Source organism: Litorimonas sp. RW-G-Af-16, assembly GCF_048319245.1.
In the GTDB taxonomy this organism is placed as follows: domain Bacteria; phylum Pseudomonadota; class Alphaproteobacteria; order Caulobacterales; family Maricaulaceae; genus Litorimonas.
Map to the genome: position 1 here is coordinate 1038983 of NZ_CP166993.1, position 24831 is coordinate 1063813.

The 24831-nt window shown below is 53.7% G+C and carries 28 protein-coding genes, 1 tRNA gene and 2 pseudogenes; 20 read left to right on the top strand and 11 right to left on the bottom strand.

Features of this window, described 5'->3' with window-relative positions; genetic code table 11:
* Positions 1 to 11: 11 nt before the first annotated feature.
* Both AB8615_RS05145 and AB8615_RS05150 read left to right on the top strand, forming a co-directional pair.
* On the top strand, positions 12 to 407 hold the full coding sequence (locus AB8615_RS05145; RefSeq protein WP_418152894.1) for a DUF2799 domain-containing protein: 396 nt from the start codon (positions 12 to 14) through the stop codon (positions 405 to 407).
* Positions 404 to 598 (top strand): hypothetical protein, encoded by a 195-nt coding sequence (locus AB8615_RS05150; RefSeq protein WP_418152896.1) that lies wholly within the window; start codon positions 404 to 406, stop codon positions 596 to 598. Before AB8615_RS05145 ends, AB8615_RS05150 begins: the two co-directional genes overlap by 4 nt.
* Here AB8615_RS05150 and AB8615_RS05155 read toward each other — a convergent pair.
* Positions 595 to 1068: a hypothetical protein gene (locus AB8615_RS05155; protein WP_418152898.1), complete on the bottom strand. Its 474-nt coding sequence runs from the start codon at positions 1066 to 1068 to the stop codon at positions 595 to 597. The two genes, AB8615_RS05150 and AB8615_RS05155, sit on opposite strands and share 4 nt — an antisense overlap.
* Complete coding sequence (locus AB8615_RS05160; protein WP_409433854.1) at positions 1049 to 1507, bottom strand: hypothetical protein; 459 nt, start codon at positions 1505 to 1507, stop codon at positions 1049 to 1051. The genes AB8615_RS05155 and AB8615_RS05160 overlap by 20 nt, the downstream gene beginning before the upstream one ends.
* Positions 1508 to 1555: 48 nt before the next feature.
* Here AB8615_RS05160 and AB8615_RS05165 point away from each other — a divergent pair, with 48 nt between their 5' ends.
* Both AB8615_RS05165 and AB8615_RS05170 read left to right on the top strand, forming a co-directional pair.
* A complete protein-coding gene (locus AB8615_RS05165) occupies positions 1556 to 1897 on the top strand; it encodes a hypothetical protein (RefSeq protein WP_409433855.1) in 342 nt (113 codons plus the stop codon).
* Between the two features lie 88 nt (positions 1898 to 1985).
* Entirely contained in the window at positions 1986 to 3017 is a 1032-nt protein-coding gene (locus AB8615_RS05170) for an aspartate-semialdehyde dehydrogenase (protein WP_409433856.1), read from the top strand.
* 7 nt (positions 3018 to 3024) lie between these two features.
* Here AB8615_RS05170 and AB8615_RS05175 read toward each other — a convergent pair whose 3' ends face one another.
* The 5 genes from AB8615_RS05175 to map all read right to left on the bottom strand — a co-directional run bounded on the left by AB8615_RS05175 (position 3025) and on the right by map (position 8242).
* Entirely contained in the window at positions 3025 to 3450 is a 426-nt protein-coding gene (locus AB8615_RS05175; RefSeq protein WP_409433857.1) for a thiol-disulfide oxidoreductase DCC family protein, read from the bottom strand.
* A gap of 63 nt (positions 3451 to 3513) precedes the next feature.
* Positions 3514 to 4839 carry an adenylosuccinate lyase gene (gene purB / locus AB8615_RS05180; RefSeq protein ID WP_409433858.1) on the bottom strand — a complete coding sequence of 442 codons (1326 nt, stop codon included), beginning with the start codon at positions 4837 to 4839 and terminating at the stop codon, positions 3514 to 3516.
* Between the two features lie 95 nt (positions 4840 to 4934).
* Complete coding sequence (locus AB8615_RS05185) at positions 4935 to 6257, bottom strand: spinster family MFS transporter (protein WP_409433859.1); 1323 nt, start codon at positions 6255 to 6257, stop codon at positions 4935 to 4937.
* Between the two features lie 455 nt (positions 6258 to 6712).
* On the bottom strand, positions 6713 to 7414 hold the full coding sequence (gene radC, locus AB8615_RS05190; protein WP_409434134.1) for a RadC family protein: 702 nt from the start codon (positions 7412 to 7414) through the stop codon (positions 6713 to 6715).
* Between the two features lie 6 nt (positions 7415 to 7420).
* Complete coding sequence (map, locus tag AB8615_RS05195; RefSeq protein WP_409433860.1) at positions 7421 to 8242, bottom strand: type I methionyl aminopeptidase; 822 nt, start codon at positions 8240 to 8242, stop codon at positions 7421 to 7423.
* A gap of 51 nt (positions 8243 to 8293) precedes the next feature.
* Between map and AB8615_RS05200 the strand changes: the two genes are divergently transcribed.
* Both AB8615_RS05200 and AB8615_RS05205 read left to right on the top strand, forming a co-directional pair.
* On the top strand, positions 8294 to 8776 hold the full coding sequence (locus AB8615_RS05200) for a molybdopterin-binding protein (protein WP_418152902.1): 483 nt from the start codon (positions 8294 to 8296) through the stop codon (positions 8774 to 8776).
* Entirely contained in the window at positions 8757 to 9026 is a 270-nt protein-coding gene (locus AB8615_RS05205) for a hypothetical protein (RefSeq protein WP_418152904.1), read from the top strand. The genes AB8615_RS05200 and AB8615_RS05205 overlap by 20 nt, the downstream gene beginning before the upstream one ends.
* Here the strand turns inward: AB8615_RS05205 and AB8615_RS05210 are convergent.
* On the bottom strand, positions 9023 to 9409 hold the full coding sequence (locus AB8615_RS05210; protein ID WP_409433862.1) for a VOC family protein: 387 nt from the start codon (positions 9407 to 9409) through the stop codon (positions 9023 to 9025). The genes AB8615_RS05205 and AB8615_RS05210 overlap by 4 nt on opposite strands.
* A gap of 89 nt (positions 9410 to 9498) precedes the next feature.
* Between AB8615_RS05210 and soxR the strand changes: the two genes are divergently transcribed.
* The 9 genes and pseudogenes from soxR to queF all read left to right on the top strand — a co-directional run bounded on the left by soxR (position 9499) and on the right by queF (position 16713).
* On the top strand, positions 9499 to 9957 hold the full coding sequence (gene soxR, locus AB8615_RS05215) for a redox-sensitive transcriptional activator SoxR (RefSeq protein WP_409433863.1): 459 nt from the start codon (positions 9499 to 9501) through the stop codon (positions 9955 to 9957).
* A 65-nt stretch (positions 9958 to 10022) separates the two neighbouring features.
* Positions 10023 to 10109 (top strand) — tRNA-Leu (locus AB8615_RS05220).
* A gap of 259 nt (positions 10110 to 10368) precedes the next feature.
* Positions 10369 to 11328 carry a sulfate adenylyltransferase subunit CysD gene (gene cysD, locus AB8615_RS05225; RefSeq protein WP_409434135.1) on the top strand — a complete coding sequence of 320 codons (960 nt, stop codon included), beginning with the start codon at positions 10369 to 10371 and terminating at the stop codon, positions 11326 to 11328.
* Positions 11328 to 13242, top strand: a pseudogene (gene cysN, locus AB8615_RS05230) (sulfate adenylyltransferase subunit CysN). The gene cysD and the pseudogene cysN overlap by 1 nt, the downstream one beginning before the upstream one ends.
* Positions 13235 to 14179, top strand: coding sequence for a DHH family phosphoesterase (locus AB8615_RS05235; protein WP_409433865.1), 945 nt, complete (start codon positions 13235 to 13237; stop codon positions 14177 to 14179). The pseudogene cysN and the gene AB8615_RS05235 overlap by 8 nt, the downstream one beginning before the upstream one ends.
* Positions 14180 to 14196: 17 nt before the next feature.
* Complete coding sequence (locus AB8615_RS05240) at positions 14197 to 14955, top strand: alpha/beta hydrolase (RefSeq protein WP_409433866.1); 759 nt, start codon at positions 14197 to 14199, stop codon at positions 14953 to 14955.
* A gap of 70 nt (positions 14956 to 15025) precedes the next feature.
* A complete protein-coding gene (locus AB8615_RS05245) occupies positions 15026 to 15424 on the top strand; it encodes an acyltransferase family protein (protein WP_418152906.1) in 399 nt (132 codons plus the stop codon).
* Entirely contained in the window at positions 15381 to 16217 is an 837-nt protein-coding gene (locus AB8615_RS05250) for an acyltransferase family protein (RefSeq protein ID WP_418152908.1), read from the top strand. Before AB8615_RS05245 ends, AB8615_RS05250 begins: the two co-directional genes overlap by 44 nt.
* 34 nt (positions 16218 to 16251) lie before the next feature.
* Complete coding sequence (gene queF, locus AB8615_RS05255) at positions 16252 to 16713, top strand: preQ(1) synthase (RefSeq protein WP_409433868.1); 462 nt, start codon at positions 16252 to 16254, stop codon at positions 16711 to 16713.
* 9 nt (positions 16714 to 16722) lie between these two features.
* Here queF and AB8615_RS05260 read toward each other — a convergent pair whose 3' ends face one another.
* A complete protein-coding gene (locus AB8615_RS05260) occupies positions 16723 to 18783 on the bottom strand; it encodes a lytic transglycosylase domain-containing protein (RefSeq protein WP_409433869.1) in 2061 nt (686 codons plus the stop codon).
* Between the two features lie 128 nt (positions 18784 to 18911).
* Between AB8615_RS05260 and dapA the strand changes: the two genes are divergently transcribed.
* Both dapA and smpB read left to right on the top strand, forming a co-directional pair.
* Positions 18912 to 19787: a 4-hydroxy-tetrahydrodipicolinate synthase gene (gene dapA, locus AB8615_RS05265; RefSeq protein WP_409433870.1), complete on the top strand. Its 876-nt coding sequence runs from the start codon at positions 18912 to 18914 to the stop codon at positions 19785 to 19787.
* 18 nt (positions 19788 to 19805) lie between these two features.
* The gene (gene smpB / locus AB8615_RS05270; protein ID WP_409433871.1) at positions 19806 to 20285 is read left to right on the top strand and encodes an SsrA-binding protein SmpB; all 480 of its coding nucleotides are present in this window, start codon (positions 19806 to 19808) and stop codon (positions 20283 to 20285) included.
* Here the strand turns inward: smpB and AB8615_RS05275 are convergent.
* Together AB8615_RS05275 and AB8615_RS05280 are read right to left on the bottom strand one after the other, a co-directional pair.
* A pseudogene (locus AB8615_RS05275) lies at positions 20282 to 20925 on the bottom strand (uracil-DNA glycosylase). The gene smpB and the pseudogene AB8615_RS05275 overlap by 4 nt on opposite strands.
* Positions 20922 to 21482 carry an NYN domain-containing protein gene (locus tag AB8615_RS05280; RefSeq protein ID WP_409433873.1) on the bottom strand — a complete coding sequence of 187 codons (561 nt, stop codon included), beginning with the start codon at positions 21480 to 21482 and terminating at the stop codon, positions 20922 to 20924. The pseudogene AB8615_RS05275 and the gene AB8615_RS05280 overlap by 4 nt, the downstream one beginning before the upstream one ends.
* Before the next feature lie 30 nt (positions 21483 to 21512).
* On the opposite strand from AB8615_RS05280, the gene folK reads away from it, so the two are divergent.
* From folK to AB8615_RS05295, 3 genes are all read left to right on the top strand, one after another.
* Positions 21513 to 22019, top strand: coding sequence for a 2-amino-4-hydroxy-6-hydroxymethyldihydropteridine diphosphokinase (gene folK, locus AB8615_RS05285; protein ID WP_409433874.1), 507 nt, complete (start codon positions 21513 to 21515; stop codon positions 22017 to 22019).
* Between the two features lie 84 nt (positions 22020 to 22103).
* A complete protein-coding gene (gene rpoZ, locus AB8615_RS05290; protein WP_409433875.1) occupies positions 22104 to 22478 on the top strand; it encodes a DNA-directed RNA polymerase subunit omega in 375 nt (124 codons plus the stop codon).
* A gap of 50 nt (positions 22479 to 22528) precedes the next feature.
* On the top strand, positions 22529 to 24796 hold the full coding sequence (locus AB8615_RS05295) for a RelA/SpoT family protein (protein WP_409433876.1): 2268 nt from the start codon (positions 22529 to 22531) through the stop codon (positions 24794 to 24796).
* Positions 24797 to 24831: the final 35 nt, after the last annotated feature.

The following is a 24831-nucleotide window of genomic DNA, read 5'->3' on the forward strand; positions in this document are numbered from 1 at the left end:
GGGTGATTCATATGACGCATTATAAACATTTAATTTTAAGCGCGATGGCGGTTCCACTTGCGGGGTTGGCTCTGTCGTCTTGCGCAACAATCTCAGAAGACGAATGTATTGCAGGAAGCTGGCAAGATATTGGCTATAATGACGGTCGAGCGGGCAATTCTCGTGGACGGTTTGCTGACATTGCAAGCACCTGTGCCAAATATGATGTTATCCCGAACCGCAATGCTTACATGAGTGGATATGATAGCGGCCTGCCGCTTTATTGCACATTTGATAACGGCATTAGCCGGGGCGAAAGCGGGGGGACCCTAATCAGGAATGTATTGCGATTAACGCGACCCCTTATCTGGAGGGTCATGCAGAAGGCTATGCGGTTTATCAAATTACCTCTGAACATCAGAGTTTGATTGACGACTATGAAGACGCGTTGACAGCCCTCATCGAAGTGCGCCGTCGTCTGGATGAAGAAGACAATGATGCGGATGAACGTAGGCGGCTTCGTAAAAAAGAAATCCGCCTAGATGATCGCCGCGAAGATCTGCGCATTGAAGTGCGCGCGCTGGAGCGTCAATACGGCCTTCCGCGCTACGACTTCTAGCTGATGGCGGCTTCACATTCTGGCGCTTCGCCAGATAGCGTGGAGCGAGCGACCCAGTAATCCCTGTCTAGCTCGTCATCGCGACGAGCCATTTGCGTGCTGTAATAATAATAGCAGTTTTTGACGCGGTAGACGCGAAAGCAGCCCCCCGTCATGCCTGGATTTTCATAGGCGTAACAGATCGCATCCGTCTTGGTGAACCAAATGCCTTTGGAGACAAGATCGCCTTCGCGGTACTGCGTATCGCCATTATCCAAATGTGTCTCTGTATAGAAGGATCGTGCCTTCCCATCGCGCGAGAAATTATAGGCGCCGTCATGGGTCTTATTGCGGAAATGAGACGGGAGTTCTTTGCCCACAATTTGATTGGCGAGCGGGCGAATATCGGTCTTCTGGCTCTGCGCAAAGGCAGGTGAGGCAAGCATGACGATGACTAGCGCAGCGGTAATGTTAAGACATGCTTGGTTCACAACTCGGCCTTTCTCCTGCGATCACAGTGCGTGCCGTAAAGCGGCCCCCATTAGGTGCGTTGCGATCAAGCACATAGTGGTAGTAGCAATTTCCCTGCTGATAAATATGAAAACACGCGCCGAAATTCACGGCGGTTTCGTAGTTAAAGCAAATCAGATCGCCGCCAATCCGCCAATCCCCCGTGTCGACTTTATCGCCGTGAACATGGCGCGTGCGTCCGTCCTTTGTCGTGCGTTCGGTAAAGGAAAATGTGTTCACATCTTTGCGTTGAAAGTTATAGGTGCCGCGATGGGTTTGGTCAGTGAAAACGCGCGTAAGTTCATCCTCAGACAGCGGCGTCGACGTCGCCGCATCGGGGATTTCCATCATATCATCTTGCGCCGCCGCAGGACTTGCTAGCAAGCCGATGAAAATAAAGCTGCACCAAATTCGTTTCATATGCGTATTTACCACAGACGAATTGAATTACTATGTTAAGTGTCAGTCATGAATGAAACACCTGAAACCCCCGCGCCATCCGCAGAAGACGGCAGCCGCCGCATGCGCCGCAGCTCTCGCTATAACCGCGTGCAGGAACGCCGCGCCGCGCAGAAAGCCGCTGACAACCGCTTTTATAAAGTTATCTTTGGCCTCATCACCCTGATGGTGCTGGTCACCTTATTGCTCGCCGCGATCGCAATGAATGGCAGCGGCGGCGGTGTGGATCTGTCGGGCCTCGCAGGCTGGACGTCGCCGTGGCTCGGGCCGCTATCTAAGATGGAAGCCGTCGGCCTGATCATAGTCGGCATCATCGCAATCCTCATGTATCGCAGAATTCGGCAGAAGTAGCGGCGCTTTCGCCTTGCGCGCAACGCGCCTTTCGCTTAAACGCCGCAACGCTATTTAAAGCGCAATTTTTTACTCATCGGAGGCTCATATGGGGTATCGTTTTGCAATCGTCGGCGCGACTGGAAATGTCGGGACGGAAATGCTCGAAATTCTGGCGGGTTCCGATATTGAGATTGACGAAGTCTTCGCGGTTGCCTCGCGCAAATCTGTGGGCCGTGTTGTCAGTTTTGGTGATCAAGAACTCAAATGCGTGGATCTTGAAACCTTCGACTTTGCCAAATGCGACATTGCGCTGATGAGTGCAGGTGGCGAGATTTCCAAGGAATGGTCTCCAAAAATTGCGGCCAAAGGCGCGGTTGTCATTGATAACTCCTCCGCATGGCGCATGGACCCAGATGTCCCGCTTGTCGTGCCAGAAGTGAACGCGGCAGCGGTTGACGGCTATACGAAGAAAAATATCATCGCCAATCCGAATTGCTCCACGATCCAAATGGTCGTCGCGCTAAAGCCGCTGCATGACCGCGCGACGATCAAACGCGTTGTCGTCAGCACCTATCAGTCCGTTTCTGGTGGCGGTAAGAAAGCCATGGACGAGCTGTGGGAGCAGACGAAATCTGTGTTTCACCCGCAAGAAACTTTCCCACCCGTCAACTTCCCCAAGCAGATCGCCTTTAACGTGATCCCACAAATCGACGTCTTCATGGACAGTGGCGACACGAAAGAAGAGTGGAAGATGAAGGCCGAGACGAAGAAAATTCTCGACCCGAAGGTCAAAGTCACAGCGACTTGTGTGCGCGTGCCAACTTTTGTCGGCCATGCCGAATCGCTGAACATCGAATTTGAAAACGAGATTACAGCGGATGACGCGCGCGAACTCCTGCGCGAAAGCCCTGGTATCATGGTGTATGACAAGCCCGAAGAAGAGGGCGGCTACATCACCCCGATCGAATGTGTCGGCGAATACGCGACCTATATCTCCCGCATCCGCGAAGACAGCACGCAGGAAAACACGCTCAACTTGTGGTGTGTGTCAGATAACTTGCGTAAAGGCGCCGCGCTGAACACCGTGCAAATCGCCGAAGTTATGATCAATCGCGGCTTTAAAGGGCAGGCGCGCTAGTCAGCTTTTATTCTAAAATGAAACGGTCCCGATGCTCAGCATTGGGACTGTAACATGTGTCGAGCTTACCAAAGAGTTGGTAGCGATTGAGCGCGAGTCGCAGATAGACCCAGTCGCGAATAGGTCGCGGCACAATCCAGAAAATATTGATCCATTTACCTGGGCCGCCAACGCGCTTTGATAAGGCAAACACGGCGTCTGTCAGCACATGGCTCTGGCCGTCTTCCACATAAATAAATGTGTGAGGGTCGTCAGGGTCAACATCGTTGTGCTTTGCAATCGAGCGGCCGAGTGACGACTTGATGGCGACGAACCTCACGGGCGGGTCTCCACTGTCATGCTTGATCGAATAGCGCACGGCGCGAGAGCACAGCACGCACTCGCCGTCATAGACATAAGTCGGAGGAATTGACGGATCGATCTCAATGGGCATAGGTCAAGTTACCACGTGAAGTGATCTCCTCAAACCTTCAACTTTGCTGGGCGTGTGATGTGTTTACCCAAACACCCGCTTGAAAATCGTATCGACATGCTTGGTGTGGTATTCGTCGTCAAACATATCGCGGACTTGATCTTCTGACAGCAGCGCCATGACGTCTTTGTCTTCTAGGATCAGTTTCAGGAATGACCCTTCGCCTGCATTGCCGTGCTTGCGGAACATTTCCCACACTTGCATCGCATTGCGTTGTACGAGACGGTAAGCGCTCTCGCGCTGTTCTCCCGCTTGAGTCAGGGCGAGCAGGAAACGCTGGGAGTTATGCAGCCCGCCGAGGCGGTCCATATTCGCGCGCATTTGGTCGGGATAGACGACGAGGTTTTCAATCACACCCGCGAGGCGGTGCAGCGCAAAGTCCAGATGCACGGTGCTGTCCGGCCCAATGCCGCGCTCAACAGAGCTATGGGAAATATCGCGCTCATGCCAAAGCGCTACGTTTTCCATGGCGGGCATAACGGACATACGCACAAGACGCGCAAGGCCCGTCAGGTTTTCCGTCAGTACGGGATTGCGCTTATGCGGCATGGCGGAGCTACCCTTTTGGCCTTTGGAGAAGAACTCTTCGGCTTCTAGCACTTCGGTGCGTTGTAAGTGGCGAATCTCCACGGCGATATTCTCAATCGATGACGCAACGACTCCGAGGGCTGCGAAATAGGCGGCGTGACGGTCGCGTGGGATGACTTGCGTGGACACAGGCTCAACCGCGAGGCCCATTTCCTTGGCAACATGTTCTTCGACCGCTGGATCAATATTGGCGAATGTGCCGATCGCGCCAGAGATCGCGCAGACCGCGATTTCTTTACGAGCCGTGACCAGCCGCTCTCGTCCCCGTGCAAACTCGGCGTAGAACCGTGCGAGCTTGACGCCGAAAGTTGTTGGCTCTGCGTGGATGCCGTGGCTGCGGCCAATCGTGATCGTATATTTATGCTCTTCCGCGCGTTTTTTTAGAGCCGCCAGAACGCGGTCCATGCCGACGAGTAGCAGATCCGTCGCCCGCGCTAACTGCACAGACGTCGTCGTGTCGAGGATGTCGGAGCTGGTGAAACCCTGATGCACGAACCGCGCATCGTCGCCAATAAATGTCGCAAGGTGGGTGAGGAAGGCGATGACGTCATGTTTCACTTCGCGCTCAATCTCGTCGATCTTCGCTACGTCAAATTCTGCAGATCCGCCTTTGTCCCAGATATTCTTCGCAGCAGATTTCGGAATCACGCCCAACTCGGCCAGCGCGTCGCAGCCATGTGCTTCAATCTCAAACCAGATGCGATATTTCGTGGCCTGTGACCAAATCGCGGTCATCTCTTTGCGGGCGTAGCGTTCAATCATGTCGGACTCACTTTGGTTTGTTCCCCGCGCAAATGCCCCTTCACATGATGGGGGTCAAGGGCGGCGCAACAGATCGCTGTGAGTTACATGCGGCGTTAAGGGGCTTCGTTGCGCGCTTGCGCCTCTGCCCAGTCTTTAGGCAAGGTTTTGGAAGCCATGAAAAAGCAGATCGAGCTGACCACTAACATCACGCTGACAATGGTAATAGACAGCCGCACGGCATGCACCTGGCCGTGCGCCTCTTTGAACATATCCGCAAGAAAGCCCACAGTCGTCGGCCCGCCGCCCAGCGCGATCAGGTTTAGCACGAGGAAGAAAATCGCCGTTGACATCGCGCGCATATTGATCGGTGCGAGCGTCTGCGCAATCGCAAAGCTTGGCCCCAAATACATGCCGAGGAAAAACAGCAGCGATCCCGCAACAAAAAGGTGCGCCCAAGTGCCAGGCACCCAGAAGGCTCCGATCACGAGCGGCAAGCAAATCAAGATCGAAATCGCTGGCACAAGACCATAATAGGCGAGGGAGCGAACCGCGAGCTTCTGCGTCAACCACCCCCCAAAATATGTGCCTGCGCCGTAGATGACGCAATTTGCAAACGCTAAGAAATACATCATATTTTGAAAGCCAACGGGACTTTCTTGGCTGCCATCAAAGGGTAGGAGGTAGTCCATCTGCCACGTTGAAACCGCGTAACCGACGAAGGACGCAAAGGCGATTCCGAGGCACATTGCCCACCATGACGGGATCGTCAGCAGCGTTTTTAGCGCGACACCAAAGGGGATTTTAATCGCATCTTCTTTGGCCTTTTCCTGCTGTCCACGCTTAGGTTCGCGGACAATGATTCGCATAATCACGGCCAGCACGATCCCTGTGACGCCCAAGATAATCAGCAGCGTCCGCCAGCTCATCGCGCTTTCTGGATTGCCGAGCAATATCCCCGTCATCAGATAGGCAAAGCCGAGCCCCATCGGGATGCCGAGTGAGTAAAACGCCAGCGCGCCCGCGCGTTCTTCCTTGGGGTAAAGGTCTGAAATCATCGAGTGGGAAGGCGGAGAACCGCCCGCTTCGCCCACGCCAACGCCCATCCGCGCAAGGCCAATCGTGAGGAAGCTGTTTGCCATGCCCGTCAGCGCCGTAAACGCGCTCCATGTCGCCAGTGAAATTGCGACGATATTAACGCGGCTATAGCGATCCGCTAGCCACGCAATCGGCAGGCCGACGACCGTGTAAAACAGCGCAAACAAAAAGCCTTTCAGCAGGCCAAGTTGTGAATTGGAGAGGCCTAAATCCGCTTGGATGAACGGCGATAGGATGCCGATAATCTGCCGATCAATGAAATTAAAAGCATAGATTATGGTGAGGAGCAGGAGGACGAGGCTGCGATAGCGCTTGCTCGGCATGTCGGTCTCTTGGCTCATATTTCCCCCAAATCTTTTTTCCGCACAAGAGAGCAAAGTGCGGGGTGCGTCAAGTCACCTAAGTGTCAGACGCGTAATATCAGGCGCGCAATATCAGAGGCTTCATATCAGAGGTGGGCCTAAGCTAAAATCTCAGCAGATATATCCACGCTTTCGATTTCTATGACAATTTAGGCGCGTTCCTTGCGTCGGGCAAATCATGTGCACGTTGATATGGTTGTCGCAAAGACAGTATTTGTCATTGGAGCAAAAGTGGTAACGCGCTGGCGCTTGGGTGGCCTATCGAGAGCTGATTTCGCCGCGACTGCGAAGTTCGGCCGGTAGCGGAAAAAAGATACTGCGGCGTGGTCCCTTGGGCTGCGAAAATACTTCCATGCACACAGGTTCCTCCTGCAGCCCAAACCCACGCCGACAGCCCACTTCAATAAACAATGAAATGACCTAGCCAATGTAGATTACATCAATCCCAGCGATTTAAAGCTCGCGATATTCTCCCGCCCGATGATCAGGTGATCGTGGACGGTCACGTCAATCGCTTTGGCGGCTTGGATGATCGTTTCGGTCATTTTGATGTCAGCGTGTGACGGCGTCGGATCGCCTGAGGGGTGGTTGTGCGTCAGGATGATCGCTGTGCTATCGAGCGCGAGCGCGCGCTTGATGATCTCTCGCGGATAGACAGGGGCGCGATTGACCGTGCCTTGGCCGAGGATTTCGTCTGCGATCAGGCGGTTCTTACGGTCCAAAAACAGCACCCGAAATTGCTCCTTGCCCTCATATTGCATCGCCGATCGGCAGTAATCGAGCAGCGCAGTCCACGATGAGAGGACGGGACGGTTCAAGATGCTTTCTTGGCCTAGCTTGGTCGCCGCCGCTCTTAGAATTTTGAGATCAAGCGCCACGTTCTCACTGATGAATTTCACCTCAGTCAGGCGGTCAATGGGTGCAGCTATCACCTCGGCAAAGCTGCCAAATTTCGCGATCAACTCTTTGGCGATCGGTTTGACGTCGCGGCGGACGATGGTGCGAAACAGGTAAAGCTCTAGCAGCTCATAATCAGCGAGGGCGTCAGCGCCTTTCTCGGCAAAGCGCGCACGCAGACGGTCACGGTGGCCGTGATAATGCGGTTTCGGCGTTTTGACTGGCTCATCCCCCAAAATACGAGCTTATGCGTAGGGAGGGTGATGCAAACCCTTGGGCGAGGCTGTGAATATCTCGCAGCCCGTCGCGGTCACGCCAACAGAGTGTTCGAACTGTGCTGTCAGCTTGCGGTCACGCGTCACAGCTGTCCAACCGTCCGAAAGGATTTTTGTGTCGGGCTTGCCGAGATTGATCATTGGCTCGATCGTGAAGAACATGCCTTCGCGTAGAACTTCGCCTTCGCCGGGGCGGCCAAAATGAAGGATGTTCGGCGCGTCATGGAACAGACGCCCAAGACCGTGGCCACAGAAATCTTCAACAACAGAGCATCGCTCGCCCTTGGCAAACTTCTCAATCGCATGACCAATATCGCCGGTCGTATTGCCGGGCTTCACCGCCGCAATGCCGAGCATCAGGCTGTCATAGGTAATCTGGATCAGGCGTTCGGCTTTGCGCGAAATCTCGCCCACGGGATACATGCGAGATGTGTCCCCGTGCCACCCATCGAGGATTACAGTGACGTCGATATTGACGATGTCGCCTTCTTTTAGCGGCTTATCATTCGGAATACCGTGGCAGACAACGTGATTGATAGAGGTGCAGACTGTATGCTGATAGCCGCGATAGCCCAAGCACGCAGGCACACCGCCGCGCGCGACCAAAAAGTCAAACGACGCTTTGTCGAGTTCCGCCGTCGTCACACCAGGCACGACAAGGGGGACAAGCATATCGAGACACTCCGCCGCCAGACGGCCAGCCTTTCGCATGCCCTCGAAATCTTCGGGGGAGTGGAGCTTAATCGCGCCGTCTCGGATATCGGTCGCCTCGGATGCATCAATATAATTCATACCCGCGCTATAACAGTAGACGCCGCCCCTCGCTAGACTTAATAGCGGCCCATGTCTGATCACACTGTCACAGCTGGAATAATTCTTATTGGCGATGAGCTACTGTCGGGGCGGACGCAGGATACGAACCTGTCGACAATCGCCAAATGGCTGGAACCGCTGGGTGTGCAAGTGGGAGAAGCGCGGATTATTGCCGACGATGCCGAGGTGATCACGCAGACAGTTCATACGTTTTCAGAGCGATTTAACTACGTGTTTACGACGGGCGGGATCGGGCCGACCCATGACGATATAACCGCCGATTGCATCGCGGCGGCTTTTGATCTGGGAATCAGTGAGCGGGACGACGCGATTGCCATGCTCCGAGAGCGCTATGAGCAGGGCGAGCTGAACGCGGCTCCGCCGCCGCATGGCGCGAATTCCAGACGGCGCGAGCCTGATCAAGAACCCTGTCAGCCAAGCACCAGGGTTTCAGACGCGCAACGTCTTTACGATGGCGGGCGTCCCGTCGATCATGCGCGGCATGCTGCCTGATATCGAACACCGTATTCAAGGCGGGGCGAAAGTCTATTCAGTTAATGTGACGGCCGCAGGGATTGGCGAAGGCGACGCCGCCGAACCCCTCGCTGAAATAGAGAGACGCTTCCACGGGGTGTCCATTGGCAGCTATCCTTTCTTCAACGCCGATCTGCGCGGCGTCACATTTGTGGCAAGAGGGCGAGATAAGGCCATGTTGGAAAAAGTAGAGATTGCCTTAAGCGCGCTTGTCGCAGACCTGACCTAAGCGCGGTAGCTGACAACTTCATACTCAATGTCATCGTGATCGCGGAAATAGAGGCTTTCACATTCTTTATAATTACCACGGCTGCAGACCTCATAGCCTGCCTCCGCAAGCTTTGTTTCAAGGGCCGCTAGGTCATCAACGGTCACAGCGATATGGCTCATCCCGCCACGAAATTTGTGCGGTTTTATATCCACGATTTGCGACTCTATGGGAGAATATAAGGCTAGGTATCGATCATCCGTGCCAATATGGACAGTATATCCACCCTCCATCGCTGCGCCTTCCCAGCGTATATGCCAGCCAAATAGTTTTTCTAACATGGCTGCCGATCTCTTCGGATCTGTGACGGTGAGGTTGATATGTTCGAGTGTTGCTGTTTGCATATTAGGTCTCCTTTTATGCCTATTGTGTTGTATGAAAACAGACGCTACGACCTCAAGTTAAGTTGAGGTCAAGCGAAATTGAGATATTTATGAAACGAGTGAAAACGGGGCTATCCATTGGTAAAGTAGCAGCCCGAACGGGCGTGGCAGTTTCTGCATTGCGCTTTTACGAAGAGGCAGGCCTCGTCTTGGCAGGACGCAATGCAGGGGGACAGCGCGTGTTTGAACCCTCAGATATTCGCCGCATTTCATTTGTCATAATCGCGCAAAAGCTAGGCTTCTCGCTCAAGCAGATTAAGGGCCAGCTTGACGCTTTACCCAACAACCGAACGCCAACTAAACAGGATTGGGAAAAGATTAGTCGCGATTTCGGCCAAGATATAGACGCGCGCATAGACGCTCTGACGACATTAAAGCGTAAACTGACAGGCTGCATCGGGTGCGGCTGCCTATCGCTCAAGAGCTGTGCGATTTATAATGCTGATGACGCAGCAGCGGCGAAAGGCGCGGGTCCGCGCTTTCTGATGGGGGATAATCCTGAAATTTAATTGGCTATCCGTGAAAATCTTCTTGTTCAAAATAGATCGAGGCGTTAGCTAACCTTCATTCTGCTGCGGGCGTGGTGGAATTGGTAGACACGCAAGACTTAAAATCTTGTTCTCGTATGAGAGTGCCGGTTCGATTCCGGCCGCCCGCACCATCTTCGCCAGACTTAGCCGTGGGACATATCCCACTGTTGCCTTTACATCTGATGAAATTCACCTATATGAAACATGAAATCAATCGTGGGATATATCCCAAGAGGCCGCTTTATGTCACTCCTAGCAGAATTTCTCACCCGCGCAGAGGCGCTATCTGACACGTCGGGACAATCGCTATCGACGATTTCCCGCAAGATATTTAATGACGGGAAGGGCATAGCGCGCCTCAAAGACGGTGGGCAGATGACGCTCAAGACAATGGACGCGGCCTTGGCCACGCTCGCCGAGCTAGAATCTGAAGCGGACGGATCTAATGCTTTGACGATGTCGCATCTGGATCGCTTGGAGGCTGAGAGCATCCACATTATGCGCGAAGTTGCGAGCCAGTGCGAAAATCCTGTTATGCTCTATTCGGTCGGCAAGGACAGCTCCGTCATGTTGCATTTGGCGGAGAAAGCGTTTTATCCGTCGCCGCCACCATTCCCGCTGCTCCACGTCGATACGCGCTGGAAGTTCAAGGAAATGTATGAATTTCGAGATCGTCGCGCCAAAGAAGTCGGTATGGAATTGCTCGTTCATATCAATCCAGACGGGGTGAAGCAGGACATGAACCCGTTTACTTATGGTTCGGCTGTCCACACAGACGTGATGAAGACGCAAGGTTTGAAGCAGGCGTTGGACAAATACGGTTTCGACGCAGCCTTTGGCGGCGCTCGTCGCGATGAGGAAAAATCCCGCGCCAAGGAGCGTATCTTCTCTTTCCGCAGCGAGAACCACCGTTGGGACGCAAAGAACCAACGCCCAGAGCTGTGGAATATTTACAATACCCGCGTTCACAAGGGCGAAAGTATGCGGGTCTTCCCGATCTCGAATTGGACTGAACTGGACATCTGGCAATATATCGAACGTGAGAAAATCCAGATTCCTGATCTGTATTTATCAAAGAAGCGCCCCGTGGTGGAGAAAGACGGCGGGCTGTTTTTGGTCGATGATGACCGCATGCCGATTGGGCCCGATGATGTGGTGACGGAGAAGATGGTGCGCTTCCGCACGCTCGGTTGCTACCCGCTCACGGGGGCTGTCGAGTCGGAGGCCGTGACCTTGCCTGACGTGATCCAAGAAATGCTGCTGACTACGACATCAGAGCGCCAAGGCCGCGTGATCGACAATGACGGCGGTGCGTCGATGGAACAGAAGAAAGAAGAGGGGTACTTCTAATGGCGCATCTTGATGATCTGATTGCAACCGATATTCACGCCTATTTGCGGGCGCAAGAGAACAAGTCTTACCTCCGCTTCATCACTTGCGGATCAGTTGATGACGGCAAGTCGACGCTGATCGAGCCGGTTGCTTTATGATAGCAAGCTAATCTATGAAGACCAACTCGCCAGCATTGAGAAGGACAGCAAAAAGTCCGGCACACAAGGCGATAAAATCGATCTTGCGCTCCTCGTAGACGGCCTCGCGGCTGAGCGGGAGCAGGGGATTACAATCGACGTCGCCTACCGTTTCTTCAGCACGGATAAGCGCAAATTCATCGTCGCGGATACGCCGGGCCACGTGCAATATACGCGGAATATGGCGACAGGTGCCTCGACCGCTGACGTCGCGATTTTGCTGATTGATGCGCGTTACGGTGTGCAAGAACAGACACGCCGCCATTCTTACATCGCCTCGCTGCTGGGCATTAAGCATGTCGTGGTGGCCGTGAATAAAATGGACATTGTCGATTTTGATCAAGCTGTGTTCAACGACATTGAAGTTGAGTTTCGTAAGTTTGCGCAAGACCTGACTTTTACCGATATTCGCTGCATCCCAATGTCTGCGCTGGACGGAGACAATGTGATCCGCAAGTCTGAGCGGTCCGACTGGTATCAGGGGCCGAGCTTGCTGGAATATCTGGAAACAGTGGATGTAGACAGCGCCAGTTTAGACGCCCCGTTCCGTTTACCCGTGCAGTGGGTTAACCGTCCCAATCTCGATTTCCGCGGTTTTTCTGGCACAGTCGCAAGCGGCACGATTGCTGTGGGTGACGAAGTCATTGTTATCCCGTCTGGCAAGCGCTCCCATGTCAAAGAGATCGTGACCTATGACGGCAATAAAGACCTCGCTCGCGAAGATATGGCGATCACGCTGACCCTCACGGACGAGATCGATATTAGTCGTGGCGATGTCATCTGCAAAACAGATGCCCCGTCAGAACAAGCCGATCAATTTCAAGCGCACCTGATCTGGATGGCGGATCAAGCGCTCTTTCCTGGGCGTCAATATATTCTCAAGACAGGCAATAAATCGGTACCAGCAACGATTAGTAACTTGAAATACCGCGTTGATATTAATGACTTTTCCGAAGTTGCAGCCAATACGCTGGAGTTGAACGAAATCGGCGTTGCGACGCTGAGCCTCTCTGCGCCGATCGCATTTGATCCCTATAAAGATAACCGTCAAACGGGTGCATTTATCCTGATTGATCGGCAGACCAATGCGACGGTTGGGGCGGGCATGCTTGATTTTGCACTCCGCCGTGCACGGAATGTGGTCTGGCAAGATTTGGACGTGAGCAAGGCCGCTAGGGCCACGCAGAAGCTGCAAAAGCCAGCCTTGCTATGGTTCACAGGACTATCTGGATCAGGCAAATCGACGATTGCGAACCTCGTTGAGAAGCGCTTATTGGACCTCGGGCGTCATACCTACACATTGGACGGAGATAATGTACGCCACGGCCTCAACCGTGATCTTGGCTTTACGAAGGCTGACCGGATCGAGAATATTCGGCGAATTGGCGAAGTCGCCAAGCTGATGGTCGATGCAGGTTTGATCACGATGGCCTCCTTTATCTCGCCTTATATCGCGGAACGTCGCATGGCGCGGGAGTTGTTGGACGATCAAGAGTTTATCGAAATCTTCGTTGATACGCCGCTGGAAGTGGCCGAAAAACGCGATGTGAAGGGCCTTTATGCAAGAGCGAGAGCGGGCGAGATCAAGAACTTCACTGGAATTGATAGCGAATACCAGCCCCCCCAAAGTCCAGAGATCGTCGTCAACACAGTTGAAATGACAGCTGAAGACGCGGCAGAAATGATCGTATCTTACCTGACGAAAAACGGCTATTTGTCACCTCAAGATGACTGATTATGATGTATTTAATGGGGATGCTGACGGCATAATTTCGCTCGTGCAACTCCGCTTGTCAGAGCCGCGTCATGCGGAATTGGTAACGGGGCGGAAGCGGGATATTAAACTGCTGGATCGTGTGCAGGCGACAAGTGGCGATCGCGTCACCGTCCTTGATATTTCAATGCGCAGCAATGCTGACGACCTCCGCCGCATTTTGGATACAGGTGCTAAGGTGCAATATTTTGACCACCACAATGCAGGCGATATTCCAGATCACGCGAATTTGGATGCGACGATCAATACGGCGTCAGAAGTCTGCACAGCGGTCTTGGTCGATCAATATCTCGGCGGCGCGCACCGCGCTTGGGCGGTAGCGGCCGCTTATGGTGATAACTTTCCCGCCATGGCAGAGCGTCTCGCGACAGGACATCACTTGCCACTGGCACAGCTGAAGGAACTTGGGGAATTAATTAATTACAATGGCTATGGTGGGTCGGTGGATGACCTGCTATATCATCCCGCAGACCTCTTTCGGTTGCTGGTCAAACACGCAACGCCAATGGCGTTTCTGACCGAGGCAGGGGAGCCGTTCTTCGCGCTACAGGAGCAATATGCCAGCGATTGGGCCATGGCGCAGGCAAGTCAAGTCATGGATAATCGTCCCAAGGGTCGCGTCCTCGCTCTCTCTGATACCGCCGCCTCTCGTCGTATTTCGGGGGATTACGGCAATAAACTCGCGCAAGAAAACCCTGACCGCGCACATGCTATCTTGACCGCGCAAGCGGACGGCTATCTCGTCTCTATCCGTGCGCCGATAAACAAGCGCGAAGGGGCCGATACGCTCGCGCTTCAGTTTGAAACGGGCGGTGGACGCGCGGCGGCAGCTGGCATAAATCACCTGCCAGACGCCGACGTCACCCGATTTATTGAGGCCTTCCGTGCGGCCTTCTAATCCGCTAGGCTCTGCTTATGCCAAGTGAAAAAATAGAATTTAAAGGCGCCTTTGGCGATGTTTTGTCAGCGAAAGTCGACTATCCCGAAGGTGATGTCAGAAGCTGGGTTTTATTCGCTCACGGATTTTCGATCGGCAAAGACCTCAAGCCGATCCGCACGATCTCCAGAGCGTTGGTGGAAAACGGCTACGGGATGTTGCGTTTCGATTTTACAGGATTAGGAGACTCAGAGGGTAATTTCTCGGACACGAATTTTACGTCAAATTGCGATGATTTGCGTGCGGCTGCCGGGTTTTTGCGTGATAATTTCAAAGCACCCTGTGTCTTAATCGGTCACAGTTTCGGCGGCACGGCGGCTCTGAAAGTTGCAGACGAAATCCCTGAATGTAAGGCCGTGGCGACCATTGGGTCTCCCTGCGATACGACCCACATCGTCCACCAATTTGCCGATCAATTAGAAGAAATCGAAGAAGCGGGGGAGGCGAAAGTCTTGCTTGGCGGGCGGCCATTTATCATCAAAGAACAATTCCTCGACGATATTGGCAATCACGATATTGCGAAGGAAATTGGTGACTTAGATCGGGCGCTGATGATCTTTCATTCCCCACAAGACCGCGTCGTCGGTATCGACAATGCCGCGCATATTTATGTCAAAGCCCGCCATCCTAAGAGTTTTGTCAGCCTTGACGGCGCGGATCATTTGCTCCTCAAAAATCCTGCTGATGCGGAATATGTTGCGAATGTTCTGGCCGCTTGGGCGCAGCGTTATATCTAGCTTTTCTTATTAACGGGATTTTCGCTTTGGTCGTGTAAGCCCCTCACAAAGAGGGATAGACTGAGCGGATATGACAACGGCACCCATCACATCGCCTTACGGACACGGTACGTATTTTGCCGCACTAGATGGCTTTCGCGGCCTGCTGGCAGTGGTCGTGGCGATCTATCACACGATCTGGCTGTCGCATATCAATAGCAGTGCTTTCCTCAATAACGGCGCGATTATCATCGATGTTTTCTTCGCCTTTTCAGGCTTTTTGATGTTCACGCTCTATGCGGGGAAGCTGACAGACGGGGCGTCGATAAAGCGGTTTTTGGTGAAGCGGTTTGCGCGGCTCTATCCGTTGCATCTTTTCATGCTGGCAGTCTTTCTCGGCTTTGCGCTATTGCGGTTGTGGGCGCACCAAGCGGGGATTGCCTCGCATGAAGCTGGCGAAGTTTTGCCGTTTCAAGCAGGGGATCGATGAGAGCTGGCGTAATCTTGTCGCGCACCTGACGATGACGCATGCGATGGGCGGCGCAGATGCGCTGACTTTTAATCCACCAAGTTGGACGATTGGAGCCGAGTTTTATACCTATTTCCTCTTCGTTGGCTTCTTAGTGTTGACGGCGGGTCGGCGGTTTGGGCTAGGTGTTGCGGCTATCCTCATACTGATTATCGCAGGGATTTACGCTTGGTTGGCAGCGATAAAGCCGAATATGGACATCACTTATGATTACGGGTTTTATCGCTGTATAGCAGGGTTTTTCATCGGAGTGCTGGCCGCGCGTTTGTTTCGAAACGGGCCGAGCGCAACGATCCAAAAATACGCGACACCGCTTGAGATTGGACTGCTAACGGCCAGCGTTCTCTTCATCATCTATTGTGAGGGGAAGCTGCAATTTTTGGCGGGACCATTCCTGTTTGGGTTTGTCTATCTATTTGCGCATGATGGTGGTCTGGTATCGCGATTTATGAGGGGTTGGGTGTTTACGTATTTGGCGAAGATTTCTTATTCCGTTTACATGATCCACGTCATCATTGCGATCGCGTTTGCGATTGGGGCGGAGCAGGTATTAGGGCGAGCAATGCCGGACTGGAACGCGACGGGTTGGGGCGGGGATTTGCTGCTTTTGCCTTATCTCGCAGTCGTCATCGGCGCGTCGCATCTGACCTATCATCTCATCGAATTGCCAGGCGGAAAGGCTGTACGGAAGCTATTTTCGGGTGTGACAAAACATAGCCCTAAGACGCCTCCGACCTTGAAAGGCGATGCGTAACGGGCTAACCGCTCCCAAACGCTAGGGAACTCGCATGACACAAGATCGGTACAAAGACCTCGACCAACTGGGAACCATGAAAGGTTTGCCAAGCAGTCCTGATGAGGCAGAGCTAGAGCGCGTGAAAAATCCGTGTGCCGACGATTATATGATCCGCCTGGTTGCGCCTGAATTTACGAGCATTTGCCCAGTGACAGGCCAGCCCGACTTTGCGCATCTGGTTGTCGATTATTGCCCGGATCAGTGGATTGTCGAGAGCAAAGCGTTCAAGCTATTTCTCGGCTCCTACCGCAATCACGGAGACTTTCACGAAGCCTGCACAACGGGGATTGCTCAGCGTTTGGTCAAAGAAATCTCGCCGAAATGGTTGCGGATTGGCGGTTATTGGTATCCGCGCGGGGGCATCCCGATTGACGTGTTTTATCAGTTCGGCGAAGCGCCCAAGGGGGTCTGGATTCCCGATCAAGGCGTCCCGCCCTATCGTGGGCGCGGTTAAGCGAAACGGCTAAAACGCCCCATTACGCAAATCCTGCTCTAACTGGTTCGGTGCTTGATTGCCGTTTAATCGCGCACGGTAGACCTGCATATTTTCCATGACACGCTGAACATAATTACGCGTTTCAGAAAATGGAATCTTCTCGACCCAATCAACGGGATCAATCTCGCCGGTTCTTGGATCTCCGTAAGTCTTGATCCACTGACGCGCGCGGTGCGGGCCAGCGTTATAGCTGACGGCAGCGAGGATGTAGGAGCCGTCCCACATATCTAGTAAGTCATGCAAATGGTGTGCGCCGAGGTTTGCCGCATAGTCACCGTCGGAGTTGAGCCGCGTTTTGCTATAGGGAATACGGTGCTTTCGCGCTGTCGCTTTGGCGGTCGCATTGATCATCTGCATCAGGCCATAAGCCTTGGCAGAACTGACCACATCGGTTGAGAACTCGCTCTCTTGGCGGGCAATGGCGTAGACGAAGGGCTTGTTGAATTTGGCGGGCAGGGCGTCAATCGCTGCAATCTGCGGATAGCCTGAATCAGTTAGCATGGTCTGGAAGCGCCCCGCCTGTTTCGCGGCGCGGATAGAGGGGCGCATATAGCCATAATCCTTGGCTAGCACTGCCAGCAGTGACAACTCGTCTTGACTGTCTAGGACATCGTCTAGGTGAAAGGCGAACTGGCTGAAATAGCGTTCTTCGCCTGCCTCGCCGAGCAGGTGCATGGCGCGGACGCGACGGTCCGCTTTGAACCGCAGCTTGGCATCCTCTGAGATTAATTCCAGTGGGAGGCTCATTTGTGAGAGGCGACCTGATTGGCGGGTGGCAGCGAGTTGCCCGTAATAGGTGTTCGTAAATTGACCTGCGGCAGCATAATGCGCACGGTCTTGACCACTGCCAAGCTTCTCGTGAGCGCGTCCCGACCAATAAGCAGCGCGAGAGAGGGAGACGGGTGTCGTGACGCCGCTTTGCAGCAACGCGAAATGCTCCGCCGCATCTTTAGGGCGGTTGAGCTTTTGAAGGGCCAACCAGCCTGCTAGAAACTCAGCTTCGGCAAATCCAACCCCGCGGCTCATCCCGTGACTGCGCGTCAGGTCATAAGCGTCTTGATAGAGGCCTTCTTCAATGGCCCAATAGGTCATGATCTTTTTTTCGCGCCAAATGCGTTCTTTGCCTTTGTCAGACTCTGGCGGTGTTTTGATCTCCAGATAAAGCGGGAGAGCGTATTCTTTTTTGATTTTCTTGCGCCGCCATTTTGCGCGTTCATAGAGAAAGCCTGCATCATTGGCGTATTTCGTCGGCAGCGCTTTAATCGCTGCATCAATACCAGAGGCGTTGCGTGCCAGCTTCATGCGCACATTCATCAAGGCCCGATCATCACGGCTCATATAAGGCAGCAGTGCTTGAGCCTTGGAGAAATGAGCGCCCCCGAGCCAGATCAGGTGATCGGCGCGCGCGGCGTGGTCATCTTGGGAGAGCTTATCCTTAAATTGCTTGAAGACCTCCTGCTGACGCGAGCGGGTGAGGCGGCTATCGCGCCAAGCGGAACGCAGCCAGAGATCGCCGCTCTGGCGGTTGCCCATCGCGTAATGCGCCCGCGCCAACGCGACACGGCCCTCGCCAGAGACAGGCTCAAGCCCCTGAAACCAAGCGACTGTCTTTTGCGGCGATAGCGATTCTTCAAATAATCGCGCTTCGGCTTTTGCACGAATACCCGTCATGCGGGGGTAATCAGAGAGAACATGCGTGACATATTTCATCACGTCCATGGGCGGTAAGGGATCGCGGGCTGCGCGGAACCACAGCAGCACATCTTTGGCCGTTTGATCGGTCACGCGTTCGGTAGCGCGCTCAACATCGCGCCAATGTCCGCGATGCACTGCGCTAATCCCAGACCTGAAGTAACGCGCATCGGCGTCTGTCAGAAAGGCTGACATAGCTGGCGGTTCAGGTTTAATGCGCGGAACGGGAATGGCGGCGTAGGCGACGGACGCGGTGGACACTGATAAAATAGCCGCCAACGGTAATGTGAAAAGTGCGCGCTTAATAGCGCCTTTAAGTCCCACATTTGCAGCCATGTAAAAGTCCCAATCTATTACTAAGAAGCGATACTTGCGTTGATTGCTCAAAGAAAGCTATGACGCGAGTCATTCATACCGTATTACGCAGCGAGCGTATTCTTACAACTGCTACATGAAAGACTAAAATGGTAAAAGGAGCGATAACAGCTTTAGTGACACCCTTCAAAAATGGAGGCGTTGACGAAAAAGCGTTCCAAGATCACGTCGAATGGCAGATCGCGAACGGCATCCACGGCGTGGTCCCATGCGGCACAACGGGATCTTCGCCGACATTGTCTGACGCGGAGCATAAGCGCGTGATTGCTTTGTGTGTCGAAGCGGCTGCGGGACGTGTGCCTGTCGTGGCAGGGGCGGGATCAAACGAGACTAGCGTCTCTATCCGCTATGCCCAACATGCCAAGGATATGGGTGCAGATGTCGCGATGGTCGTGACGCCCTATTATAACAAGCCCAACCAAGAAGGCATCTTCCAGCACTTCAAAGCCATAGCAGACGCCGTTGATATTCCCATTATCGTCTACAATGTGCCGTCGCGCAGCGTTGTTGACATTACAAATGACACCATGGGGCGGCTGTCAAAGCTGCCGACTGTGATTGGCTGCAAGGACGCAACAGGTGATATTTCACGCGTCGTAGGTATTCGCGATCGCTGCGGTGAGGATTTCATCCAGCTCTCTGGCGATGACCCGACCTCGCTTGGCCATTCCGCGCATGGCGGTCATGGGGCAATTTCTGTTGGCTCTAATATCGCCCCTGCGCAATATGCTGCGTTCCACAACGCAATGATGGCAGGGGATTACGCCGCAGCGCGGGAATGGAACAGCAAGCTGGACCGCCTGCACAAAGACGTCTTCCTCGATCCAAGCCCAGGCCCGACGAAATATGGTCTGTCAGCACTGGGGCGTATGCAGCCCGATGTGCGCCTGCCGATCACCTTGCCGAGCAAAGATACGGAAGAGGCTGTTAAATCCGCCATGCGCCGCGCTGGTATTGACGTCTAAAGTCCCTATATATCCCACATGGCCCCACGCAAAAAAGCTGATCCGAATAATAAGACGATCGCGGAAAACCGCCGCGCGCGCTTTGACTACGCCGTCGAAGATACGTTCGAGGCTGGCATCGCACTTGTTGGGACAGAGGTGAAAGCGTTGCGAGAAGGGCGGGCTAATATCGCGGAGAGCTATGTCGCGATAGAAGGCACTGACGCAACGCTCGTCAATGCCAATATCCCGATCTATGCCCCCGCCAGCCAGTTTAACCACCTGCCAACTCGCCCGCGTCGATTGTTATTAAAACGCAAAGAACTCAACCGTTTAATGGCAGAAGTTAATCGCAAAGGGCGTACAGTTGTGCCGCTAAAAATGTATTTCAATGATCGCGGCGTAGCGAAAATCTTGATCGGCCTCGCCACAGGTAAAGATCAGCGGGATAAGCGCGATACGGTCAAGAAACGCGATTGGGACAAGCAGAAAGCCCGCATCATGCGCGAGCGTGGCTAATTTCCGATCATCTTTCGCACGTCGGCGAATACATCAAAGAACATCTTCTCCGTCAGGCGCTTTGTGTTCGTATTATAGCGCGAGCAGTGATAGCTGCTGATCAACACACGTCCGTCAGGCAAATGATATTTCGCATGATGCCCGAATGGGTAATCACTGAGCTTTAGGCCCAAACCGCGCACTGTGCTGTCATGGCTGACCTTACCGAGGCAGAGGTAGACTTTCACGCTTTGGAGCGTTTTCATCTGATCTTTTAGATAGTTACGACAAGTTCGTATCTCTAGCCCGACAGGCTTATTCTGCGGCGGGACACAGCGCACAGCATTGGTGATCATGGCATCGAACAGAACTAACCCGTCATCAGCATGCTTTTTATAGCGGTCATTCGAGAAGCCGTATTTTGCAATCGCCGCATAGAGGAGGTCGCCCGCCCAATCGCCCGTAAAGGGACGCCCCGTTTGATCTCGCGCCGTGCAGTCCTGGGGCAAGGCCGATGATCAACAGGCGCGGCTCTGGATCGCCAAAGCTCGGCACGGGAGCCGTTAAAGTAATCAGGAAACTCACGTTTCTTTTCTTCAATGAAATTCCGCAAGCGAGGACATTTAGAACAGCCATATGGCGCATCAAAAGCATAGGTCATTCATCGTCCTCATAAGATTCGTATTCGCGTTTGGGCCGTCCGATCAACTTGCCCATATCGGACAGCTCGATCACCGCATTGGCTTGGCGACGTAATTCATCGCCCAGCATAGAAGGGCGGGAGGTCATGGTGGAAATGACCGTGACCCGCACGCCTTGCTTCTGCACAGCGGCGACGACGGCTTGGAAATCACTATCGCCAGAAAAGAGCAGCATATGATCGACATGCGGCGCGAGGTCGATCATATCGACCGCGATCTCCATGTCCATATTGCCTTTAATGCGGTTGCGCCCATCACGGTCTGTGTAAGTCTTCGCTGGCTTGGTGACCACATGATAGCCATTGTAATCCAGAAAATCCATGAGCGGTCGAATAGGTGAATAGTCGTCATTTTCTAGCAAAGCCGTATAGTATTTCGCCGTAATCAATCGACCTTTTTCTTGAAATAGTTTGAGCAACTTATTGTAATCAATATCATAATCCAGCGTTTTGGCGGTGGAATAGAGATTGGCACCATCAATAAATATCGCTAGGCGTTCATCAGGGTAAAAGGCCATAATAGGGCTCGAATGGAATATAGACAAAATATGAAACCTACCTTTATCGCCTTCGGGGCCAACCTGTCCAATCCCAAAGATAATTTCCTGCGCGCGCGAGATATGTTGCGGGCGGAGGGTATGACGTTTCAAGCTTTTTCAGGGCTGTGGCAGTCGCCCGCTTGGCCAGCTGGGAGCGGCGCGCCAGACTATATCAACGCTGTGGCTTTGGTGGAATATGACGGAGAGCCAACAGAGTTGATGAGCCTCTTGCTGCGGATAGAGACGCAGTTAGGGCGGGTGCGGAGTGAGCGCAATGCACCGCGCACGCTGGATCTGGACTTGCTGGTATGGGGTGACCTGATCCTCAAGTCGGATCACCTCACACTGCCCCATCCGCGCATGTTGGACCGCCCTTTCGTCTTGCTGCCCATCCTCGACATTGCGCCTGACTGGCAAGACGCGGAGCATAAGCTGACGCCGATTGAGCATTTGGCAAAAATCCCAATGGCGGATGTGCTGGCATTGCACCGCGTGACGTCGCCGCTCGCCCTATAAAGCCTGCCAAAACACTGTTGCACGCGGGGACAATTCGTCTTATACGCGCCGCAGATATTCCTAAAATACTGAGTGGAGAGCCCTATGGCCCGCGTTACTGTTGAAGATTGCGTCGAAAAAGTCCCTAATCGGTTCGACCTCGTTCTATTGGCATCACACCGTTCGCGCAATATCGCTGCGGGTTCAGCCCTGACGATTGACCGCGATAATGACAAAACACCCGTTGTCGCTCTGCGGGAACTCGCAGAAGAAACTCTCGATATGGACGAATTGCGCGAGAGCCTTGTCGTCGGTCTGCAGCGCGTGATCTTTGATGATGACATGCCAGACGAGAATGAAGAGCAAGAGCCGGTTCTGGCCCTTGAACACGGCGAGGCCAAGCAAGCCGAGATGAGCGAAGCGGACGTTCTGCGCGCCCTCCAAGGTGACCGCGACAATGATAGCTCCAGCCGCTTCTAAGCACTGACTGAGAATTTGAAAAAAGCCGTTCGCTTAGAGCGGCTTTTTTTATGGCTAAATATAATCTGTCTGCCTATATCTATAGGGTGAACGAGATTTCCGATATCACGGAGCCAAAGCCCGCTAAGCAGACCTTTCTGCGTCAGTTTGAGCTGGTCGACATGGTGCGAGCCTATGACCCCTCAGTTGACGAAGCGCTGTTGAATAAAGCCTACGTGTTTTCAGTCCAAGCGCATGGGTCGCAAATGCGTCATTCCGGTGATCCCTATTACGCCCATCCGATCGAGGTCGCAGGTATCCTCGCGGGGCTGCACTTGGATGTCGCCAGCATTTGCACAGCACTTTTGCATGATGTCCTCGAAGACACAGACACGACCTACGAAGAACTAGCCGAGCAATTTACGCCGGAGATTGCGGAACTCGTGAACGGCGTGACGAAACTGGGGCAGGTCGAACTGTCCATTCCCAATGCCTCCCGAGAACGGGCGCAGGCGGAGAATTTCCAGAAATTCGTGTTAGCGATGAGCAAGGATGTGCGTGTCTTGCTGGTCAAACTCTGCGACCGCCTCCACAATATGCGCACGCTGGAGCATCACCCAAAGCAAGCCAGCCGAGAGCGGATCGCGCGCGAGACATTAGAGATTTACGCGCCACTGGCTCGCCGTATTGGTGTCGATAAAATTTGCTCAGAACTCGAAGATCTATCGTTTAAACACATCAACCCGTCTGCATTTGAGAGCATCTCTAAGCGCCTTGATGACTGGCGCACGACACAAGGCGAGGCGATCAGCCAAATTTTCACCGCGCTCAAAGAAGTGCTGGGAGAGGCTGGGATCAAAGCGCGGGTCTATGGCCGTGAAAAACGCGCTTATGCTGTATGGCGGAAACTACAACGACAGAATATCAGCTTTGATGATGTTGCCGATCTCTACGCGTTTCGTATTATCGTGGATCACCGCGCGACCTGCTATCAAGTGATGGGTGAATTGCACAGTAAGTTTCGCGCCGTGCCAGCTCGCTTCCGCGACTTTATTTCTGTGCCCAAGCCCAATGGCTACCAATCGCTACACACGACGATCCGCACGCCTGATAATCGCCGCGTTGAAATCCAAATCCGCACAGAGCGTATGGAAGATGTTGCTTTGCGGGGCGTGGCTGCCCATTGGGCTTATAAAGATCAGTCTTACGGCTATGACGCGGAAAGCGCGCAACAAAGTGGCGGCGATCCCCTACGTCGTATCCGCCCGCTCGTTGAGATGATGGAGCAGAGCGGCGATGCCGACGAGTTCCTGGAACACGCGAAGCTCGAAATGTTTGCGGATCAGGTATTCACATTCACACCCAAGGGCGATTTGATCGCACTTCCGCGCGGGGCAACGCCGATTGATTTTGCCTATGCTGTGCATACGCGCGTTGGCGATACCTGCATCGGCGCCGTTGTAAATGGTCGCGACGTACCGCTGCGCACGCGTTTGCAAAATGGGGACGTGATCAAGATCATCCGCGGCGGCACAGCCGAGCCCCAAGACGGATGGGAAAATATGGTCGCTACGGGCAAAGCCCGCTCCGCGCTCCGCCGCCTGACCCGCACGGGCGAGGCAGAAGAATTTCGTAAAATCGGGCAAATGCTGGCCGAGCATGCCTTTGCGCGCGAAGGCAAAGTCTTCGCCGAGCCTGCCTTGGTCGATACGCTCAAACGTCTGAATGTTGTGACCGTCGATGCGCTTTACGAACAACTCGGGCGCGGTGAGTTGTCTATGACAGATTATATGAACGCCGTCTTCCCGGGACGCGGAGATAAATCGGCTGACGAAAGTTTCGCCCATCGCGACCTAATCGAGGATAAGACAGTCTCGCTTTATATCAAAGGTGAGGGGCTGCGCGCTGGCGTCAGCTTGCATCTTGCGCCTTGTTGTTCTCCCATTCCTGGGGACCGCATTATCGGTATGCAATCGTCAGGGCGAGGTATCGAGATACACACGATCGACTGCGAAGAATTAGAAAAATACGAGGATCAGCAAGATAGCTGGCTCGATCTTGGCTGGCGCCGTGCGGCAGAACAGACAGCCTCTATTGGTCGCGTGACGGCGACAGTTGAACACGTCCCTGGCGCGCTGGCTGACGTGACCAAGATCGTTGGCGAAGCGGGCGGCAACCTGACGAATATCAAGACCCTACGCCGTAGCCCTGCTTTTTTTGACATGGTCTTCGATGTGGAAGTGCGCGACAATCGGCACCTCTCGCAAATCATTGCGGCCTTGCGCACAAGCACCTATGTCGTATCGACAGATCGGAGTCGCGCGATCACCGCCGACTAAACTCGCAACTCTCACGCTAAGATGATGAAAGCCAA

Coding starts and splice junctions, on each gene's coding strand:
- AB8615_RS05145 (WP_418152894.1), top strand. CDS start 12: ATGACGCATTATAAACATTTAATTTTAAGCGCGATGGCGGTTCCACTT.
- AB8615_RS05160 (WP_409433854.1), bottom strand. CDS start 1,507: ATGAAACGAATTTGGTGCAGCTTTATTTTCATCGGCTTGCTAGCAAGT.
- AB8615_RS05165 (WP_409433855.1), top strand. CDS start 1,556: ATGAATGAAACACCTGAAACCCCCGCGCCATCCGCAGAAGACGGCAGC.
- AB8615_RS05170 (WP_409433856.1), top strand. CDS start 1,986: ATGGGGTATCGTTTTGCAATCGTCGGCGCGACTGGAAATGTCGGGACG.
- AB8615_RS05175 (WP_409433857.1), bottom strand. CDS start 3,450: ATGCCCATTGAGATCGATCCGTCAATTCCTCCGACTTATGTCTATGAC.
- purB (WP_409433858.1), bottom strand. CDS start 4,839: ATGATTGAACGCTACGCCCGCAAAGAGATGACCGCGATTTGGTCACAG.
- AB8615_RS05185 (WP_409433859.1), bottom strand. CDS start 6,257: ATGAGCCAAGAGACCGACATGCCGAGCAAGCGCTATCGCAGCCTCGTC.
- map (WP_409433860.1), bottom strand. CDS start 8,242: ATGAATTATATTGATGCATCCGAGGCGACCGATATCCGAGACGGCGCG.
- AB8615_RS05200 (WP_418152902.1), top strand. CDS start 8,294: ATGTCTGATCACACTGTCACAGCTGGAATAATTCTTATTGGCGATGAG.
- AB8615_RS05205 (WP_418152904.1), top strand. CDS start 8,757: ATGCGCGGCATGCTGCCTGATATCGAACACCGTATTCAAGGCGGGGCG.
- AB8615_RS05210 (WP_409433862.1), bottom strand. CDS start 9,409: ATGCAAACAGCAACACTCGAACATATCAACCTCACCGTCACAGATCCG.
- soxR (WP_409433863.1), top strand. CDS start 9,499: ATGAAACGAGTGAAAACGGGGCTATCCATTGGTAAAGTAGCAGCCCGA.
- cysD (WP_409434135.1), top strand. CDS start 10,369: ATGGACGCGGCCTTGGCCACGCTCGCCGAGCTAGAATCTGAAGCGGAC.
- AB8615_RS05235 (WP_409433865.1), top strand. CDS start 13,235: ATGACTGATTATGATGTATTTAATGGGGATGCTGACGGCATAATTTCG.
- AB8615_RS05240 (WP_409433866.1), top strand. CDS start 14,197: ATGCCAAGTGAAAAAATAGAATTTAAAGGCGCCTTTGGCGATGTTTTG.
- AB8615_RS05245 (WP_418152906.1), top strand. CDS start 15,026: ATGACAACGGCACCCATCACATCGCCTTACGGACACGGTACGTATTTT.
- AB8615_RS05250 (WP_418152908.1), top strand. CDS start 15,381: ATGAAGCTGGCGAAGTTTTGCCGTTTCAAGCAGGGGATCGATGAGAGC.
- queF (WP_409433868.1), top strand. CDS start 16,252: ATGACACAAGATCGGTACAAAGACCTCGACCAACTGGGAACCATGAAA.
- AB8615_RS05260 (WP_409433869.1), bottom strand. CDS start 18,783: ATGGCTGCAAATGTGGGACTTAAAGGCGCTATTAAGCGCGCACTTTTC.
- dapA (WP_409433870.1), top strand. CDS start 18,912: ATGGTAAAAGGAGCGATAACAGCTTTAGTGACACCCTTCAAAAATGGA.
- smpB (WP_409433871.1), top strand. CDS start 19,806: ATGGCCCCACGCAAAAAAGCTGATCCGAATAATAAGACGATCGCGGAA.
- AB8615_RS05280 (WP_409433873.1), bottom strand. CDS start 21,482: ATGGCCTTTTACCCTGATGAACGCCTAGCGATATTTATTGATGGTGCC.
- folK (WP_409433874.1), top strand. CDS start 21,513: ATGAAACCTACCTTTATCGCCTTCGGGGCCAACCTGTCCAATCCCAAA.
- rpoZ (WP_409433875.1), top strand. CDS start 22,104: ATGGCCCGCGTTACTGTTGAAGATTGCGTCGAAAAAGTCCCTAATCGG.
- AB8615_RS05295 (WP_409433876.1), top strand. CDS start 22,529: ATGGCTAAATATAATCTGTCTGCCTATATCTATAGGGTGAACGAGATT.